General features: G+C 74.4%; 10 protein-coding genes. 8 read left to right on the plus strand and 2 right to left on the minus strand.

Annotated elements, in window-relative coordinates; all coding sequences use genetic code 11:
• Positions 1-188 precede the first annotated feature (188 nt).
• The 5 genes from pelF (at position 189) to moeZ (ending at position 5,894) form a co-directional block, all read left to right on the plus strand.
• A complete protein-coding gene (pelF, locus tag ACFW2G_RS14485) occupies positions 189-1,808 on the plus strand; it encodes a GT4 family glycosyltransferase PelF (protein WP_384584350.1) in 1,620 nt (539 codons plus the stop codon).
• Positions 1,805-2,767, plus strand: coding sequence for a hypothetical protein (locus ACFW2G_RS14490; RefSeq protein WP_384584341.1), 963 nt, complete (start codon positions 1,805-1,807; stop codon positions 2,765-2,767). Before pelF ends, ACFW2G_RS14490 begins: the two co-directional genes overlap by 4 nt.
• A gap of 132 nt (positions 2,768-2,899) precedes the next feature.
• A complete protein-coding gene (locus ACFW2G_RS14495) occupies positions 2,900-3,910 on the plus strand; it encodes an NAD-dependent epimerase/dehydratase (protein ID WP_037919555.1) in 1,011 nt (336 codons plus the stop codon).
• On the plus strand, positions 3,898-4,653 hold the full coding sequence (locus ACFW2G_RS14500; protein ID WP_037919557.1) for a spherulation-specific family 4 protein: 756 nt from the start codon (positions 3,898-3,900) through the stop codon (positions 4,651-4,653). The genes ACFW2G_RS14495 and ACFW2G_RS14500 overlap by 13 nt, the downstream gene beginning before the upstream one ends.
• Positions 4,654-4,715: 62 nt before the next feature.
• On the plus strand, positions 4,716-5,894 hold the full coding sequence (gene moeZ, locus ACFW2G_RS14505) for an adenylyltransferase/sulfurtransferase MoeZ (protein WP_037919559.1): 1,179 nt from the start codon (positions 4,716-4,718) through the stop codon (positions 5,892-5,894).
• Between the two features lie 81 nt (positions 5,895-5,975).
• Here moeZ and ACFW2G_RS14510 read toward each other — a convergent pair whose 3' ends face one another.
• Complete coding sequence (locus ACFW2G_RS14510; RefSeq protein WP_384584338.1) at positions 5,976-7,586, minus strand: alpha/beta hydrolase; 1,611 nt, start codon at positions 7,584-7,586, stop codon at positions 5,976-5,978.
• 141 nt (positions 7,587-7,727) lie between these two features.
• A complete protein-coding gene (locus tag ACFW2G_RS14515) occupies positions 7,728-10,520 on the minus strand; it encodes a YbhN family protein (protein ID WP_384453072.1) in 2,793 nt (930 codons plus the stop codon).
• Positions 10,521-10,639: 119 nt separating this feature from the next.
• Between ACFW2G_RS14515 and ACFW2G_RS14520 the strand changes: the two genes are divergently transcribed.
• The 3 genes from ACFW2G_RS14520 to ACFW2G_RS14530 all read left to right on the plus strand — a co-directional run bounded on the left by ACFW2G_RS14520 (position 10,640) and on the right by ACFW2G_RS14530 (position 18,324).
• Positions 10,640-11,029, plus strand: a complete 390-nt coding sequence (locus ACFW2G_RS14520; RefSeq protein ID WP_384453075.1) for an MGMT family protein — start codon at positions 10,640-10,642, stop codon at positions 11,027-11,029.
• 180 nt (positions 11,030-11,209) lie between these two features.
• Positions 11,210-14,581: an ATP-dependent helicase gene (locus ACFW2G_RS14525; protein ID WP_384453078.1), complete on the plus strand. Its 3,372-nt coding sequence runs from the start codon at positions 11,210-11,212 to the stop codon at positions 14,579-14,581.
• Positions 14,582-14,688: 107 nt separating this feature from the next.
• A complete protein-coding gene (locus ACFW2G_RS14530) occupies positions 14,689-18,324 on the plus strand; it encodes a UvrD-helicase domain-containing protein (RefSeq protein WP_384584335.1) in 3,636 nt (1,211 codons plus the stop codon).
• Positions 18,325-18,333: the final 9 nt, after the last annotated feature.

Consider the following 18,333-nt stretch of genomic DNA (forward strand, 5'->3'; position numbering starts at 1 on the left):
GCCCGCCGTGCTCTGAACGCGGGGGCCCCCCCCACCCCCACGGCCGCCTACGTCCACCCCCCCCCCCCGGGGGGGGGGGCGCCCCCCACACCGCCCCCCCCCGCCTCCGGTCCATCCGCTTGAGTTCTCCCGCAGCGGGTCGCCTGACCGACGGCGACCGCCTGAACGGGAGATCGGGGGTGCCGCTCGTGCGGATCGGACTGCTCACAGAAGGTGGTTATCCGTATGCCACGGGCGAGGCCGCGCCGTGGTGCGACCGGCTCGTGCACGGACTCCCGCAGCACGAGTTCGAGCTCTACGCGCTGAGCCGCAGCGCCGAGCAGGAGCGCGCCCGGGTCCCGCTGCCCGAGCACGTCACCCACGTCCGCACGGCCCCCCTGTGGGCCCCCGCCGACGACGGGCGCAGCTACTCCCGGCGTGAGCGCCGCCGGTTCACCGACTGCTTCCAGCAACTGGTCCACGGGGTCTGCTCCGGCTCGCCGGAGCCCTTCGCCACCGGTCTGTACGGTCTCGCCGGCCTCGCCCGCGAACAGGGCGGGCTGTATGCGGCATTGCGCTCCGAGTCCGCGGTGCGGGCACTGGAGGCCGCCTGTCGGGCCCCGGGCGCGAGTCGCACCGTGCAGGTCGCCCAGGTGGCGGACCTGCTGGAGTTCGTGGACGAACTGGAGCGCATGCTGCGCCCGCTGTCCCTCGACTGGTACGAGGAGGACGCCCGGGGCGAGGGCCTCGGCGCCGTCGACGTCTGCCACGCCGGCGCGGGTGGGGTGGCGGCGCTCCCCGGTCTACTGGCCAAACGCTTCTTCGGAGTCCCGCTGCTGGTCACCGAGTATGGAGTCCAGCTGCGCGCCCACTACCTGTCCCACCTCGGCGCGGGCGGGGGCGAGGAGCCCCGCCCCGCGGTACGGGCCCTGCGCGCCGCCTTCCACCTGCGGCTGGCCTGCGAGATCTACGCCCGGGCCGACTTCCTGACCCCCGGCAACGCTCACGCCCGGCGCTGGCAGGAGCGCTGCGGCGCGACCCGTGACCGGCTGCGGACCGTCTACCCGGGGATGGAGGCGGACCGATTCGCCACCGTGGGGGAGTCCGCCGACTGCGGGGACCCCCACACGCTCGTGTGGGTGGGCCGGGTGGAGCCCGCCAAGGACCTGATCGCACTGCTGCACGCCTTCGCCGAGATCAGAAGGGCCGAGCCGGGCACCCGCCTGCGGATCTTCGCCACGGCCGCGGACCCCGGCTACCTCGCCGACTGCCGTAGCCTCGCCGCGCAGCTGTTCCCCGATGAGGCCGCGGACCGCGTCACCGTCGGGGAGAACCCGGTCGCCTTCGAGCAGATCGGCGGACCGGAGGCACCTTCCACGGCCGAGGCCTACGGCGCCGGGCGGATCGTCGTGCTGTCCTCCGTGATCGAGGGCTTCCCCCTCGCCCTGGCCGAGGCGATGCTCTGCGGGCGCGCCACCGTCTCCACCGACGTGGGCGCGGTCCGCGAGGTCATCGGAGGCACCGGGCTGGTCGTCCCGCCGCGCAACCCGAAGGCGCTCGCCGAAGCCTGTCTGTCCCTGCTCGGGGACGCCGAGCGGGCGGAGCGCCTGGGAGCCGCCGCCCGGGCACGGGCCCTGGAGCTGTTCACCGTCGAGCAGAACGTCACCGCCTTCCAGGAGATCTACCTGCGGCTGCTCGCCAGGGGTTCCGAACGGCCCGACGGCGGCGTCCCCTTCGCCCGCCCCCCGGAGGCGCGGGTACCCGGGCACTGGACCAGCCCGACCTGGGCGAAGCCCGCACCGGAACCGACCGCGGAGGCCGCCGTATGACCACCGTCGACCCCGAAGCCGTCGCCCCCGAGGCCGTCCGCACCGAGACGCCCGGCCCCGACGCCCCGGTCCCGGCCGCACCCTTGCCGTCGCCGGTCGCCGGCCAGGCCCGCCGGCGGGCCGCGGGGGATCCGGTCAAGGCCCTGCTGCACCGGCACCGCGAGCTGTGCGAGCGGGCCGTGGACCCGCTGGAGATCGCCGCCGGGCTGGAGGCGCACGGCATCACCGACCGCACCGCCGCCCGCTTCCGGCACCGCGACGTCTTCTCCCTCGCCGAGGAGCTGTACGCCCGCAGCCCGCGCGGGGAGGTGCCCGCCGCCGCGCCGGCCCTGGTCCCGGCCGGGCCGTCCGCCTTCCGCCGGTTCGGCTGCGCGCTACTGCCCGGGGCCCTCGCCGCGGCCGCGGCCGGTGCGGGCCAGGCATGGGCCGGGCCCGCCGCCGTGGCCGCCATCGTCGCCGCCCTGGTGTGGCCGGGGCGGGCCGCCGGAAGCCGCGTCCCCTGGCTCGCGCACCTGCTCGCCGCCGCCGTCGCCGGCTGGGCCGTGTACCGGTACGGCACCGCCCTCGCGGTCTGCCTCGCACTGGCCGTCGCCCCCGGGCACCTGCTCGCCGCGGCCTTCGCCGCCGGGGCCCGGACCCGGCTCGGCGGGAGCCGCGCCCTGGAGGACTTCGCGGCCCGGGCGCGCCCCCTGCTGCTGGCGTCCGTCGGCGTCTTCACCGGGGCCGCCGCGGGGGCCGCCGTCCTCGCCGGGACACCGCTCGCGGCGGCCGTGCCGCTCGCCCTGTTGCTCTTCCTGACCAGGCTCCAGCTTCGGCACGGAACCCGCCCGGGGCCCGTCGCCGCCGCACTCGCCGTCGCTCTGGTCCCGACTCCGGCGGCGGCCACCGCCGCCGCGGCCGCCCTCCTCGTACACACCGTCCTCGCCCTGTCCCGCGCCTGCGCGCACGCGAGGACCTGACGCCCCCCGGGACCACCACAGCCCTTCGGAGCCGGCGCCGAGGCACTCAGCCTGTACCCCGCCCCGTCCATCCACACGTCCGCAAGGAGAAACAGACATGACCGGCCAGCCAACCGACCAAGGGGTCGCGCGATGAGGGTGCTGCTGATCGGAGCCAACGGATACCTCGGCCGCTACGTCGCCGACCGGCTGCTCGCCGACCCGGCCGTGCAGCTCACCGCACTCGGCCGCGGCGACGACGCCGACGTCCGCTTCGACCTCGCCACCGGTAGCCCCGGAGCGCTCACCCGCTTCCTCGACGCCGTCCACCCGGGCGTCGTCATCAACTGCGCCGGAGCGACCCGGGGCGGGGCCCGCGAGCTCACCCGGCACAACACCGTCGCCGTCGCGACGATCTGCGAGTCACTCCGCCGCAGCGGCTGCGGGGCCCGGCTCGTACAGCTCGGCTGCGCCGCCGAGTACGGGCCCAGCCAGCCGGGGTCCTCCACGGCCGAGGACGCCGTCCCGAGACCCGGCGGACCGTACGGCGTCAGCAAACTGGCCGCCACCGAGCTGGTGCTCGGCTCCGGTCTGGACGCCGTCGTGCTGCGGATCTTCTCGCCCGTCGGCCCGGGCACCCCTGCCGGATCCCCGTTGGGCCGACTCGCCGAGGCCATGCGCCGGGCGATGCAGTCCGGCGACGGCGAGCTCAAGCTCGGCGGGCTCGGCGTGCAGCGCGACTTCGTCGACGTACGGGACGTCGCGCGGGCCGTGCACGCGGCATCCCTGTCCGCCGCCCAGGGCGTGGTCAACATCGGCACCGGCCGTGCCGTCCGGCTGCGCGACGCGGCCGCCGTCCTGGCACGGGTCGCCGGCTACGGAGGAGCCCTGCACGAGCTGGACGTGCCGCACGGCGGTTCCCAACAGGCGCACGGGCACCCCGGCCGCCCGGCCGGGCTCGCCTCCATCGGGAGCCCCCGCTCCGAGGCCACTGCCGAGCAGATGGCCGCGGCGGCTCCCCAGTCGTATCCCTACCCGGACGGATGCGGAGCCTGGCAGCAGGCGGACGTGCGAACCGCCCGCGACCGGCTCGGCTGGCGGCCCCGGATCGGCCTGGAAGAGTCCCTCGCGGACATCTGGATGGAGGCGGCGTGCCGCATCTGACCACTCCGCCCGGCGCCCTGACGGCAGCCGCGACCGGTGCGGGCCGTCTCGGGCTGGGCATCCCCGGCTACGCCCACCCGCTGCTCGCTCCCGTCGAGTGGGCCGAGCTGACCCGCCCAGGCACCCCGCTGCACTGGGCCGTGCTGAACGTCACGGACGGCCCGGGCGGCCGGCCCGACCCGCACTGCACCGAAGCGGCCGCCAAGCTGCACCGCGCGGGCGGCACGGTCCTGGGCCATCTCGCGATGCGGGACGGGGCGCGGTCCTTCGGTGAGCTGGTCTCCGACGCCCACCGCTTCCGCGACTGGTACGGCGTCGGCGGTTTCTACCTCGCCGAGGCCCCGGCCGACAAGGCGGACCTGGACGCGGTGCGCCGGGTCGTCGACGCCCTGCGGAGCCTGGGCGAGGACCTGCGGATCGTCCTCGGCCACGGCACCCACCCGTACGCGGGCTACGCGGAGGCCGCCGACCAGCTGGTCACCTTCTCCGGGGCCTGGACCGACTACCGCTGGTCGCAGGTGGCGGAGTGGACGGCGGAGTACCCGCCGGAGCGGTTCTGCCACCTGGTCCACGGAGTCCCGCGCACTCATCTGGAAGAGGCGATGCGGATCGCCCGCTGGCAGGGCGCCGGCACGATCTGGTTCACCGACCGGCGCGCCGTCGGGGACCGCGACCCGTGGGCCTCGATGCCCGGCTACTGGGACGAAATCGTCTCACGTATCGGAACAGGTGTCTTGGAATGAAGACGGGCGTGGCAGTGTTACGGAGAGAACCACCGTTAAGTCGTCACATCTACGGAGTCCCCGTGTCGCTGCCACCCCTGGTCGAGCCGGCTGCTGAGCTCACCGTTGACGAGGTCCGTCGGTACTCCCGCCACCTGATCATCCCGGATGTCGGGATGGACGGTCAGAAGCGCCTGAAGAACGCCAAGGTGCTGGCCGTGGGCGCGGGCGGCCTCGGCTCGCCCGCCCTCATGTACCTGGCCGCGGCCGGCGTGGGCACGCTGGGCATCGTGGAGTTCGACGAGGTCGACGAGTCGAACCTGCAGCGCCAGATCATCCACAGCCAGTCGGACATCGGCCGATCCAAGGCCGAGTCCGCCCGCGACAGCGTGCTGGGCATCAACCCGTACGTGAACGTGGTCCTTCACGAAGAGCGGCTCGAAGCCGAGAACGTGATGGAGATCTTCAGCCAGTACGACCTGATCGTCGACGGCACGGACAACTTCGCCACGCGCTACCTCGTCAACGACGCCTGCGTGCTGCTGAACAAGCCGTACGTCTGGGGTTCGATCTACCGCTTCGACGGCCAGGCCTCGGTCTTCTGGTCCGAGCACGGCCCCTGCTACCGCTGCCTCTACCCGGAGCCCCCGCCGCCGGGCATGGTGCCCAGCTGCGCCGAGGGCGGTGTCCTCGGCGTGCTCTGCGCGTCCATCGGCTCCATCCAGGTCACCGAGGCCATCAAGGTCCTCACCGGTGTCGGCGAGCCGCTGGTCGGCCGCTTGATGATCTACGACGCCCTGGAGATGCAGTACCGCCAGGTCAAGGTCCGCAAGGACCCCGACTGCGCGGTCTGCGGCCCGAACGCGACGGTCAAGGAGCTCATCGACTACGAGGCCTTCTGCGGCGTGGTCTCGGAAGAGGCCCAGGAGGCGGCCGCCGGCTCCACGATCACTCCGAAGCAGCTCAAGGAGTGGATCGACGGCGACGAGTTGATCGAGATCATCGACGTCCGCGAGGTCAACGAGTACGAGATCGTCTCGATCCCCGGCGCGAAGCTGATCCCCAAGGGCGAGTTCCTGATGGGCACGGCCCTCCAGGACCTGCCCCAGGACAAGCGCATCGTCTTGCACTGCAAGACGGGTGTCCGCAGTGCGGAAGTCCTGGCGGTCCTGAAGTCGGCGGGCTTCGCCGACGCGGTGCACGTCGGCGGTGGCGTCATCGGCTGGGTCCACCAGATCGAGCCCGAGAAGCCGGTCTACTGATCCTTCCGCGAAGGGGCTGTACCCGCTCGCAGAGCGGGTACAGCCCCTTCGCGCTGCCTGCGCGTCCCCGGCCCCGGTCGGTCAGGCGCCGAGGGGTTCCACCGAGGCCGACGCCGACGGTGGCGCGGGGGACTGGGAGGGGTCCGGCGGCGGGGTGCAGACGGTGTTCGAGGGCGGCACCTTGCCGTCCAGCAGGTAGGAGTTCACGGCGCCCTGCACGCACGGGTCGCCGCTGTTGTAGGCCCCATGCCCCTCGCCCTTGTACGTGAGCTCCACGCCGACGCCGGGGCCGAGCCGCTCGACCATCTTGCGGGCGCCCTCGTACGGGGTGGCCGGGTCTCCCGTGTTGCCGATCACCAGGATCGGGTCGGCCCCCGGGGCGGAGACGTCCGGGGTGGACGCCGTGCCGGGGACCGGCCAGCCGGTGCAGCCCATCATGGCCCAGCCGAGGAAGTCGCCGAACACCGGTGAGGCGGCCCGGAAGGCGGGCAGCTTGGCCTTGGTCTGCTCCAGGGTGTAGCGGTCCTTGGAGTCGACGCAGTTGATCGCGGTGTTGGCGGCGCCGATGTTGCTGTAGGCGCCGTTCTGGTCGCGGCCGTTGAGGGCGTCGGACAGCGCCATCAGCAGCTGCCCCTGACCGCCCTCGGCCTCGTCCAGGCCCTGTTCGAGCAGCGGCCAGAGTTCCTCGGAGTAGAGCGCCTGGGCGATGCCGTTGGTGGCCGCGGACTCGGTCAGCATCCGGTCGCCGATCCCCGGGACGGGTTGGGCGGCCAGCCGCGTCTGGAGCTTGATGATGTTGTCCTCGATCTCCTTGGCGGTGCTGCCCTGGAGCCGGCACTCGTCGCCGCGGTCCACGCAGTCCTGCGCGAAGTTGCCGAGGGCCAGCTGGAAGCCCTTGGCCTGACCGAGCGCGCCTTCCTCGGCGGTCGCGGTCGGGTCGACGACGGCGTCGAAGACGGCCCGGCCGACCTTGTCGGGGAAGAGGTGGGCGTAGACCCCGCCGAGCTCGGTCCCGTAGGAGATCCCGAAGTAGTTGAGCTTCTCGTCGCCGAGGGCCTGGCGGATCCGGTCGAGGTCGCGGGCGGCGTTCCGGGTGCCGACGTAGGGGAGCACCTTTCCGGACTTGGCCTCGCAGGCCTGTTGGTACCTGCGGGTGTTGTCGAGGTAGGCCTTCTCCGCCTCCGGGGTGTCGGGGGAGGAGTCCGAGGCGTAGTAGGCGTCGAGCTGGCTGTTGTCCAGGCACAGGACGGGGGAGCTGCGGCCCACCCCGCGCGGGTCGAAGCTCACCAGGTCGTAGCGTTCGCGCAGGGCCTCGTACTCCTTGGCGGCGCCGGGCAGGGTGGCGATGCCGGACCCGCCGGGGCCGCCGAAGTTGAACACGAGCGAGCCGAGGCGCTCGTCCTGGTTTCTGGCCTTCGCCCGGATCAGGGCCAGAGGAATCGTTTCTCCTTCGGGATCCGCGTAGTCGAGCGGCACGTGGAGCGTGGCGCACTGCCAGTCCTTGGGCGGTGCCTGCCCGCCCCCCTCGGCGGCCGTCGGAGGCTCACAGTCCCCCCATTTCAGCGGGGGCGCCCCCTCGGTGCCGCCGGCCTTGGGGGGCTTCTCCTCCCCGCCTCCGGAACAGCCACTGGTACTGGCCGCCCCGGCCAGGAGGGCGACGGCGACGGCGACCCGCAGGAGGTGTTTGGGCATGTCACCATCGTGCGTGACCCCGTCCGCCCCCGCCCGCGCGCTGACCCGTTCGGGTGGGCCGGGGACGGCCCGCGTCCGCACCCGCACGGACCCGCGGCGCGGGCGGTCGCCCGGCGAACGCCGCCCGCCGCAGATCACGCCTCAGATCGCTTCCTTGCGGGTCAGGAAGTTGAAGGAGATCCACCCCGGCAGCACCGGCAGCCAGAAGGTCATCAGGCGGAACAGCAGCACGGCAGAGATCGCAACCTCCTTCTCCAGCCCCGCCGCGATCAGCCCCAGTGTCAGCGTGGTCTCCACCGCGCCCATGCCGCCCGGCGTCGGCGCCGCCGAACCGAGCGCGTTGCCCGCCAGGAACACCACCGCGATGCTCGCGTAGCTGATGGCCTCGCCGCCGCCGAACGCCCTGATCGACGCGTCCAGGCACATCACGAAGCAGCCCGTCAGCAGCAGCATCCCGCCGATGCCCGTCACCAGCTTCTTCGGCCGCTGGAGCACATCCAGCATGCGCGGCACCACGCCCGCGAACAGCGCCCGTACCCGCGTGACCACGAACTTCCGCATGAACGGGACCGCCGTGACCACCAGCACCAGCACCGCCACGGTCAGCAGCCCCGCGATGACCGCCCGGGACGGGGTCATCTCCGGCGTCTTCTCCGTTCCGGTCAGGTAGCCGAAGGACAGCAGCAGCAGGATGTGGCTGGCCAGACCGAAAAGCTGCGAGGCGCCCACGCTCGCGACCGCCAGACCCGGCCGGACGCCCGCGCGCTGGAGGAAGCGCGTGTTCAGCGCGACACCGCCGACCGCCGCCGGGGCCACCAGCTTCACGAACGACCCGGCCACCTGCGCGACCACGGTCCGCAGGAACGACACCCGCTCCGGCACGAAGCCCAGCAGGCTCATCGCCGCCGCGAAGTAGGTGAGGGCCGAGAAGGCGAGCGCCGCCCCGACCCAGCCCCACTGCGCGTCGGCGATGATCGTCCCGAAGTCCACGTGCGCCAGCTGGGTGAGCAGGAAGTACGCACCGAACGCGCCCGCGATGAACGACACCAGGGTGCGCGGCCTGATCCGCTCCAGCCGGGCCGGCTCCACCGGCGCCTGCGGGCGGATCAGCAGCACCTGCTGGCGGATCTGGCTCAGCAGGTCTTCCTCGCGGGCCTCGTCCAGCGCGTCGTCGAGGGCCTTCTTCTCGGCCTTGCGTTCGGCGGCGGCCGAGGTCGGCGCGGAAGGGGGCGCGGAGCCCGCCTCGCGCGCGGCCTTCGCCGCGCGCGAGGACTCCAGTACGGCCTCCCGCTCGCGCTCCGCCCGCTCCCGGGCCAGCTTGCGCAGCGACGCCCGGGTGGACCGGCTCAGCGCGATCGGCTGGAGCAGCGGCAGACAGTCCGCCACGATGTCCGGGCCGAGCACCGACACCGCCGAGGCCACCGACCGCTCCGCGCCGACCCGCAGGCCGAGCGTGGCCAGCAGCTGTGCCACGTCCATCCGGAGCACCAGGTCGCCGGCCGCGATCTCGCCTCCGCGCAGGTCGGTAAGGGTGACGTTGCCGGAACGATCCACCACCAATGCGTCCCCGGTGAGCCTGCGGTGGGCGATCCGCCGTGACTGCAGGGCGTGCACCTGCTCCCAGGCGTTGCGGGTCAGCTCGTCGGTGATCTCCTCGTCGGGGAGGGAGTCCAGGGGCCGGCCGCCCAAGTGCTCGTACACGAGCATCACCGCGTCCGGGCCCAGCTCCGAGGTGGCGATCAGCTTCGGCGCGTTCGCCCCGGCCGCGATGGCCGCGTACGCGAGGAGCGCCTCCTGCTCCAGGGCCTGCCGCAGCGACTGCAGGCTGCGGCGGGTGGTGATGCCGCGCAGGGTGAGACGGCGCCAAACGCGGTAGAAGAAGCCCTGGGCCTGCTGTTCCCGGTCGACGACGGTGACGTCGAGCGGAGGGCCGTCCTCAAGGGTGACGTGGTAGCGCCGGCCGCGGTCGCCCGCCTCGGACGCCTCGGGGCCCTCGGCCGTCTCGGCGCGCATCGCGCTGACCGGCTGGAAACCGACCCGGCGCAGACCGGCCAGGAGGTTCTGCCCGGTGGGTCGCACGTTGGGGGAGCCGACGGCGTACAGGGTGCCGTAGGCCACGCTCCAGCCGATCAGCACGGTGAGGATGATCGAGAAGGGGGTGGTGTAGCCGTTGACCAGCATCGTGAACGCGTTGAGCAGCAGGACCACCCACAGCGCGACACGCCAGTGGGGTCTGCGGGTCATGCCGACGGCGGTCATGTACGCGATCACGGGCGCGAGGTAGCCGTGCACGGGATCGGTGAGGGTCCCGCCGCCCGCGGGACGGGTCAGGGCGTCCTGGATGGTGCCGGGGGCGGCCTGGGAAACCCACAGGTCGGTGGCCAGGGTGACGCCGTGCGCAAGGACGGCCGCGAGCACGCCGTCGGCGATGCGCAGCCCGTCGCGTTTGATCAGCCGCTCGATCGCGAAGGCGACCGGGAGCAGCAGCACCGCGATGCTGGAGACCAGCGCCGCGACCTTGATCAGCAGGTCCGGCGCCTGGCCGGTGCCCTTGCTGATGTCCTCCTCCAGCCCGACGGTGGTGCCGTGTGCGAAGGCGGCGATGCCGAGCAGGACGGCGATGCCGAGGATGCCCACGAGCAGGCGTACGAGGTCGGAGGGCCGGTGCACGCGGGCGGCGAGCAGCGGTTCGTCGACCTCGACCCGGTCGGCGTCGGTCGGGGCGTGGCCGTGCGGGGCCAGCGCGTCGCCGTCGGGGGCTCGGCCGGCCGGGAGGTCGGGGGCGAGGTCGGGGGCGAGGTCCTCGGGGCGGTTCTGCGGGCGGGAGGCGGGGCCGTCGCCAGGGCGCGCGCCGTCGTCCCCCGCCGCGCCTTCCGGAGGGCTCACACCCTGCTCCTTAGTCGTCACATCCGTCTCTTCTTGATCACGTATCACCAGTCACCGCCCGGAAGATGGTGGCACGGACCGAGGGGCCGCCGGGGCATCAGGGTGCGCGCCGGTCCGGAACCACAACATCCGCCGGCGGGTGGCCGGCGTACTGCACCATGTGCTGAATGAGTGAGGAGCTGCCCGCGTACGCGGAGCGCGTACTGGAGGCCGTCGAGCGTATTCCGCCCGGCCGGGTGATGACATACGGGGACGTCGCCGAATGGCTCGGCGAGGGAGGGCCGCGCCAGGTCGGGCGCGTCATGGCCCTGTACGGGGGAGCCGTGCCCTGGTGGCGCGTGGTGCGGGCGGACGGGCTGCCGCTGCCCGGACACCAGGCGCGCGCCCTGGAGCACTACCGGACCGAGGCCACGCCGCTGCGCCTGGCGGCCGGCGGCGACCCGCGCCTGGACATGCGCCGGGCACGCTGGGACGGGTCCCCCGGGCCGGAGGGCGGTCCGGACACCGGCGGACCGGGCCCCGGACGGGACGACGGACGCGACGAGGCTCACACCTGACAGCTTCGGCCATGCGGCGCCGGGGCGGGCGATCGAGCGGCCGCGCGAACCCCCGTCCGGGGTACCCGGGGGGACTGCGCGGTACGCGCCGGTTGCCGTAGCGTTGCCTCTTCGGCTTCCGCGCGAGCCGTCACGGCAGCACCGCCACACCCCGCAGACCCACCAGGACCGGCACCTCACGTGATCACCTCTTCCTCGGACCGCACCGAACGGCGGCGTACGCGGACCTACGACGCGTACCGCCTCGTGCGCACCGGGCCGGAACGGGTGGATCCCCCTGTGCTGGACGCAGCGCAGCGGGCGGTGGTTGACCACCCCGGCGGACCACTGCTGGTGCTGGCCGGACCGGGCACCGGGAAGACGACCACGCTGGTCGAAGCCGTCGCCGCCCGCGTGGACGCGGGTACGGACCCCTCCCGGATCCTGATCCTCACCTTCAGCCGCAAGGCGGCGGTCGAACTGCGCGACCGCGCCGCCCTGCGGCTCGGCGGGGCGCGCGCCCCACAGGCCACCACCTTCCATTCGTTCTGCTACGGACTGGTCCGCGCCCACCAGGACACCGACCTGTTCGCCGATCCGCTGCGGCTGCTGTCCGGCCCCGAGCAGGACGTGATGGTCCGCACCCTCCTGGAGGGCCAGCGCCGGATCCGCTCGATCCGCTGGCCGGACGACCTGCGGGCCGCGCTGACCACGCGCGGGTTCGCCGACGAGGTCCGGGCGGTCCTCGCCCGCGCCCGCGAGTTGGGCCTGGGCCCGGCGTCCCTCGCCGGCTTCGCCGACCGCATCGGCCGTCCCGACTGGAAGGCGGCGGCGGCCTTCCTCTCCGAGTACCTCGACGTCCTGGACATGCAGGGCACACTGGACTACGCCGAACTCCTGCACCGGGCGGTGCTCCTCGCGGAGCGGACCCCGTCGTTGGCCTCGGCCTATGACGCGATCTTCGTGGACGAGTACCAGGACACGGACGCCTCGCAGCTGCGGCTGCTGCGGGCGCTGACCGGACGCGGCGGCACGCTGGTCGCCTTCGGCGACCCGGACCAGTCGATCTACGCCTTCCGCGGCGCCGACATCAACAACGTGCTCGACTTCGAGACCGCCTTCCCGGGCGCACAGGTGAAAGCCCTGACGGCGGGCCGCCGCTCCGGCGCGGCCCTCCTGGAGGCGACCCGGCTCCTGACGACCCGCATGCCGCTGCCCCGCCTGCCGGCGGCCGCGGTCCGCGCGCACCGCGCCCTGCGGGCCACCCGGGAAGGCGGCCGGGTGGAGGTCTTCACCTACCCCACGGCCGGCGCCGAGCTGGACAACATCGCCGACATCCTGCGCCGGGCCCACCTGGAGGACGGGGTGCCGTGGCAGGACATGGCCGTCCTGGTCCGGGCCGGCGGGCGCGCCCTCCCGGTGATGCGCCGCGCCCTCGTCGCCGCCGGGGTCCCGGTCGAGACGGACGGCACGGACACCCCGCTGCGCCACGAACCGGCGGTGGCCCCCCTCCTGACGGCCCTCCGCCTGACGGCCACCGTCCCCGGCGGGCCCGGTGAGCGGACGGCTCCCGCGGGACCGCACCAGGCCACCGCCCCACCGGTTGCCGCAGGAGGGGCCGTTGCGGCGGCGGACCCCGTCGACGGGTCCTCGGGCGCGGCCGACGAGGCCGTCGTCGGGGGCGGACACGGCGCCGACGGTGACGGGGGCGTGGAAGCGGCGCTCACGCTCCTCGCCTCGCCGCTCGGCGGGATGGACGCCGCCGATCTGCGGAGGCTCGGCCGCGCCCTGCGCGAGGAGGAGCGGGCCGCGGGCGTCAAAGTGCCCGCACCGTCCGACGTCCTGCTCGCCCGCGCCCTCGCCGAGCCCGAGCGCCTCACCGCGCACGACCCGGCCCACGCCCGTGGCGCGCAGCGCCTCGGCCTGCTGCTGCGCAAGGCCCGCGAGCTCCTCCAGGGCGGCGGCACCGCCGAAGAGGCCCTGTGGATCCTCTGGGACGGCACCCCCTGGCCTGACCGGCTGGAGCGCCAGGCCCGGCGCGGCGGCGCGGCCGGCCGCAACGCTGACCGCGACCTCGACGCCGTCTGCGCCCTCTTCGACACCGCCGCCCGCGCCGAGGAGCGCACCGGCGGCAGCGGCGCGCTCAACTTCCTCGAACAACTGGAGGCGGAGGACATCGCCGCCGACACGTTGACGGCCCGCACCTCCCGCCCCGACGCGGTCAGGCTGATGACCGCCCACCGTTCCAAGGGGCTGGAGTGGTCCCTCGTCGTCGTCGCGGGCGTCCAGGAGGGACTCTGGCCCGACCTCCGCCGCCGCGGCTCGCTCCTGGAGGCGGACCGCATCGGCCGCGACGGCCTGGCCGAGCCCCTCACTCCCGGCGCCCTCCTCGCCGAGGAACGGCGCCTCTTCTACGTCGCCGCCACCCGCGCCCGCGACCGCCTCGTCGTCACCGCCGTCAAAGCCCCCGCCGAGGACGGCGACCAGCCCTCCCGCCTCCTCACCGAGCTCGGCGTCACCCCGAAGGACGTCACGGGCCGGCCCCGCCGCCCGCTCGCCGTACCGGCGCTCGTCGCGGAGCTGCGCGCCACCACCGTCGACCCGGACGCCTCGCCCGCCCTGCGCGACGCGGCCGCCCGCCGCCTCGCCCGCCTCGCCGCCCTCACCGACGACGAGGACCGCCCCCTGGTCCCCGCCGCGCACCCGCAGCGCTGGTGGGGCCTGTACGAGCCCACCCGCAGTAGGGTTCCGCTGCGCGACCGGGACCGGCCCGTCGCCCTCTCCGGCAGCGCCCTGGACCAGCTCGCGCACACCTGCTCCCTCCAGTGGTTCCTCGGCCGCGAGGTCAAGGCCGACGCCCCGTCCACCGCGGCCCAGGGCTTCGGCAACGTCGTCCACGTCCTCGCCGACGAGGTCGCCTCCGGCCGTACCCCCGCCGACCTGGCCGTCCTCATGGAACGGCTCGACTCGGTGTGGGACGCCCTCGCCTTCGACGCGCCCTGGAAGTCGGCCCAGGAGAAGGAGAACGCCCGCGCCGCCCTCGAACGCTTCCTGCGCTGGCACACCACCGACCGCGGAGGCCGGACGGCAGTGGCGACCGAGCACGAGTTCGACGTCACGCTCGAAGCCGGTGACGTCGCCGTCCGTGTCCGCGGCTCCATGGACCGCGTCGAGGCGGATCCGCAGGGGCGTGCGTACGTCGTCGACTTCAAGACCGGCAAGTCCGCGCCCAGCAGGGACGAGGTCGCCCGCCACCCCCAGCTCGCCGTCTACCAGCTCGCCGTCCGCGAGGGCGCCGTCGACGAGGCCTTCGACGGCCGGCGTCCCGCCCCCGGCGGCGCCGAGCTCGTCCAGCTCCGCCAGGGCGCCGCGCAGCGCGACGGCGGCGGCACGGTCCCCAAGGTCCAGGCCCAGGAGCCCCTCGACGGGGAGTGGGTGGGCGACCTGCTCGCCACCGCCGCCGGCCGCGTCCTGGACGAACGCTTCACGCCCGCCACGGGCCGCCACTGCGACCACTGCTCCTTCCGCAGCTCGTGCAGTGCCCGCCCCGAGGGCCGCCAGACCGTCGAGTGAGCCCGGCGGCCCGGCGGCCCGGCAGCCGGCTCCGGACGGTGCCCGGACCCGCCCGGTGGCCGCTTCGGCGGTCCGGGGCTGTCGGTGGGGACGGCTAGCCTTTTCACGTGTCCGCGCGTGCGTCCGTACTGAGCGATCCCGAGCAGCTCAAAGAGCTCCTCGGGATCCCCTTCACGCCCGAACAGATGGCCTGCATCACCGCCCCGCCCGCCCCCCAGGTCGTCGTCGCCGGCGCCGGATCCGGCAAGACCACCGTCATGGCCGCCCGCGTCGTCTGGCTCGTCGGCACCGGCGCGGTCGCGCCCGAGCAGGTCCTCGGCCTCACCTTCACCAACAAGGCGGCCGGCGAACTGTCCGAGCGCGTACGCACCGCCCTGGCGCGGGCCGGCATCACCGACCCGGACCCCTCCCCGGCCGATGCCGAGGCGGCCGGCGGCGAGCCGCGCATCTCCACCTACCACTCCTTCGCCGGCCAGCTCCTCAAGGACCACGGCCTGCGCATCGGCCTGGAGCCCAGCTCCCGCCTCCTCGCCGACGCCACCCGGTTCCAGCTCGCCGCGAAGGTGCTGCGCGACGCCCCCGGCCCGTACCCCGCGCTCACCAAGTCCGTCCCCGACCTCGTCGGCGACCTCCTCGCCCTCGACGCAGAACTCTCCGAGCACCTGGTCGACCCCGAGCATCTGCGCCGGTACGACACCGCACTGCTGGACGTTCTCGCCGGTACCCGGCTGACCAACGAGGACCTGCGCAAGGTGCCCGAGGCCCTGCGCGGCCGCCTCGAACTGCTGGAGCTCGTCGGCCGCTACCGGGCCGCCAAGCGCTCGCGCGACCTGTTCGACTTCAGCGACCAGATAGCCCTCTCCGCGCAGCTCGCCACGACCCGGCCCGAGGTCGGCGCGCTGCTGCGGGAGGAATTCCGGGTGGTTCTCCTCGACGAGTACCAGGACACCTCGGTCGCGCAGCGGCTGCTGCTGTCCGGCCTCTTCGGAGCCGGCACCGGCCACGCGGTCACCGCCGTCGGCGACCCCTGTCAGGCGATCTACGGCTGGCGCGGGGCCTCCGTGGCCAACCTCGACGACTTCCCCGAGCACTTCCCGCACGCCGACGGCACCCCCGCCACCCGGCTCTCGCTCAGCGAGAACCGGCGCAGTGGCGGCCGCCTCCTGGACCTCGCCAACGGTCTCGCCGCCCCGCTGCGGGCCCTGCACGAGGGCGTGGAGGCACTGCGCCCCGCGCCCGGCGCGGAGAGCGCCGGACAGGTCCGCTGCGCCCTGCTGGAGACCCACGCCCAGGAGCTCGACTGGGTCGCCGACTCCGTCGCCCACCTGGTCCGCACCGGCACGGAGCCGCGCGAGATCGCCGTGCTGTGCCGGTCCGCCGGTGACTTCGCGCGGATCCAGGCCGTGCTCGTGGACCGGGACGTCCCGGTGGAGGTCGTCGGCCTGTCCGGGCTGCTGCACCTTCCCGAGGTCGCCGACCTCGTGGCCGTTTGCGAGGTCCTCCAGGACCCGGGCGCCAACGCCTCCCTCGTCCGGCTCCTCATCGGCCCGCGCTGGCGGATCGGCGCCCGCGACCTGGCCCTGCTGGGCCGGCGGGCGCGGCTCCTGGTGGGCCGGGCGCCGGCCGGGGCCGACCCCGACGAACGGCTGGCGGCGGCCGTGGAAGGCGTGGACCCGGCCGAGATCGTGTCCCTGGCCGACGCCCTGGAGACCTTCCTCGACGGCGCCGAACAGGCACCGGACGACCTGCCCTTCTCGGCGGAGGCCCGAGTCCGCTTCGCGCACCTCGCACAGGAGCTCCGCGACCTGCGCCGGTCCCTCGCGGACCCGCTGATGGACGTCCTGCACCGGGTGTTGTCCGCCACCGGCCTCGACGTGGAGCTGTCCGCCTCTCCGCACGCGCTGGCGGCCCGCCGGCGCGAGACCCTCTCGAACTTCATGGACGTCGCGGCCGGCTTCGCCGCGCTCGACGGCGAGGCCACGCTGCTGGCCTTCCTGGCGTTCCTGCGTACGGCCGTCCAGTACGAGAAGGGCCTCGACCACGCCCTGCCGGGCGGCGAGAACACCGTGAAGGTCCTGACCGCCCACAAGTCCAAGGGGCTGGAGTGGGACGTGGTGGTGGTCCCAGACCTGTGCGCGGGGTCCTTCCCCAAGGAGAAGGCGCCGGAGGCCTGGACCTCGTACGCGAAGGTCCTGCCCTACGCGCTGCGCGGCGACGCCCCCACCCTGCCCGCGGACCCGGCGTGGACCTCGGCCGGACTGAAGTCCTTCAAAGCCGCCCTCAAGCACCACAAGTCGGTGGAGGAGCTCCGCCTCGGCTACGTGACCTTCACCCGGCCCCGGTCCCTGCTGCTGGCGTCGGGCCACTGGTGGGGTCCGACCCAGAAGAAGCGCCGCGGGCCGTCGGGGTTCCTCACCGCGCTGTACGAGCACTGCGCCGCCGGCCACGGCGAGATCGAGGCATGGGCGGACGAGCCCGAGCCGACCGCGGAGAACCCGGCCCTCGCGAGCGGGGCCGCGGCCGAGCACTCCTGGCCGCTGCCACTCGACCCGCACTCCCTCGCCCTGCGCCGAGCGGCGGCCGCCCTGGTCGAGTCCTACCTGGCGGCTCCGCCCCCGCCGGAACCGCAGGACGCCTACCTCTGGCCCCCGGACTGCGAGGATCCCGCCTACGACGACGAGCCCTGGCCCGACGACCCGTGGTCGCAGCCCCACCCGGGCCCGGCCGAGGTCCGGGACGGCGCCGTCCTCCCGGGCGCCCCCGCCGCCACCCCGTGGCCGCACACACCGCCCGCCGCCGACGCCCGGGGCGACGCCGACCGCGCCGCGGGCCAGAGCCCGCCTGCCGTGCCCCAGCCGCGCGACGCCCGGGCAGACGACGCCTGGGAGGAGGACGCCTGGGAGGAGGACGCCTGGGCCGACGAGGCCTGGGCGGCCGACTCCGCGGCGCGGTCGCGCTCCGTGCCGCGGCCCGTGGTGCCCGCCCTCCCGGAGGAGGCGCGGCCCACGCCCGAGGAGGCGCGGGCCATCGCCTCCTGGGATCGGGACCTCGACGCCCTGGAGGGCGAGCTGCGCCGTGCCCGCGCGGCCGTCCGCGAGGTGCAGCTCCCCCCTGCGCTCTCCGCCAGCCAGCTGCTCCGGCTCGCCGCCGACGAGCAGGGCTTCGTCCGCGACCTCGCCCGCCCCATGCCCAAGCCCCCACAGCCCGCGGCCCGTCAGGGCACCCGCTTCCACGCCTGGGTCGAGTCCCGCTTCGACGAACTCCCGCTGCCCTTCCTGGACGTCCTCGACCCCGTCGCCGACCTCCCCGGCGCAGACTCCGGGCAGGACATCGCCGACGAGGCCGAGCTCGACGCCCTCAAGGCCGCCTTCGAGCGCAGCCCGTACGCGGACCGCCCGCCCCACCGCATGGAGGCACCGGTCCAGCTCACCCTCGCCGGCCGAGTCGTCCGGGGCCGGATCGACGCCGTCTACCGGACCACCGACGAGGACGGCATCGACAGCTACGAGATCGTCGACTGGAAGACCGGCCGGAGCACCGAGGCCGATCCGCTCCAGCTCGCCGTCTACCGCCTCGCCTGGGCCGAAGCCACCAACACCCCGCTCGACCGGGTCACCGCGGCCTTCCTGCACGTCCGCAGCGGCCGTGTGATCCGCCCGCGGGACCTCCCCGGCAGGGCCCGCCTTGAGCGGATCCTCCAAGGCGAATCGGGTACCGGCGGTGACCACCGGGCGGACGGCTAGGCTCGGGGC

This window comes from Streptomyces sp. NPDC058880, from assembly GCF_042742535.1.
GTDB lineage: Bacteria > Actinomycetota > Actinomycetes > Streptomycetales > Streptomycetaceae > Streptomyces.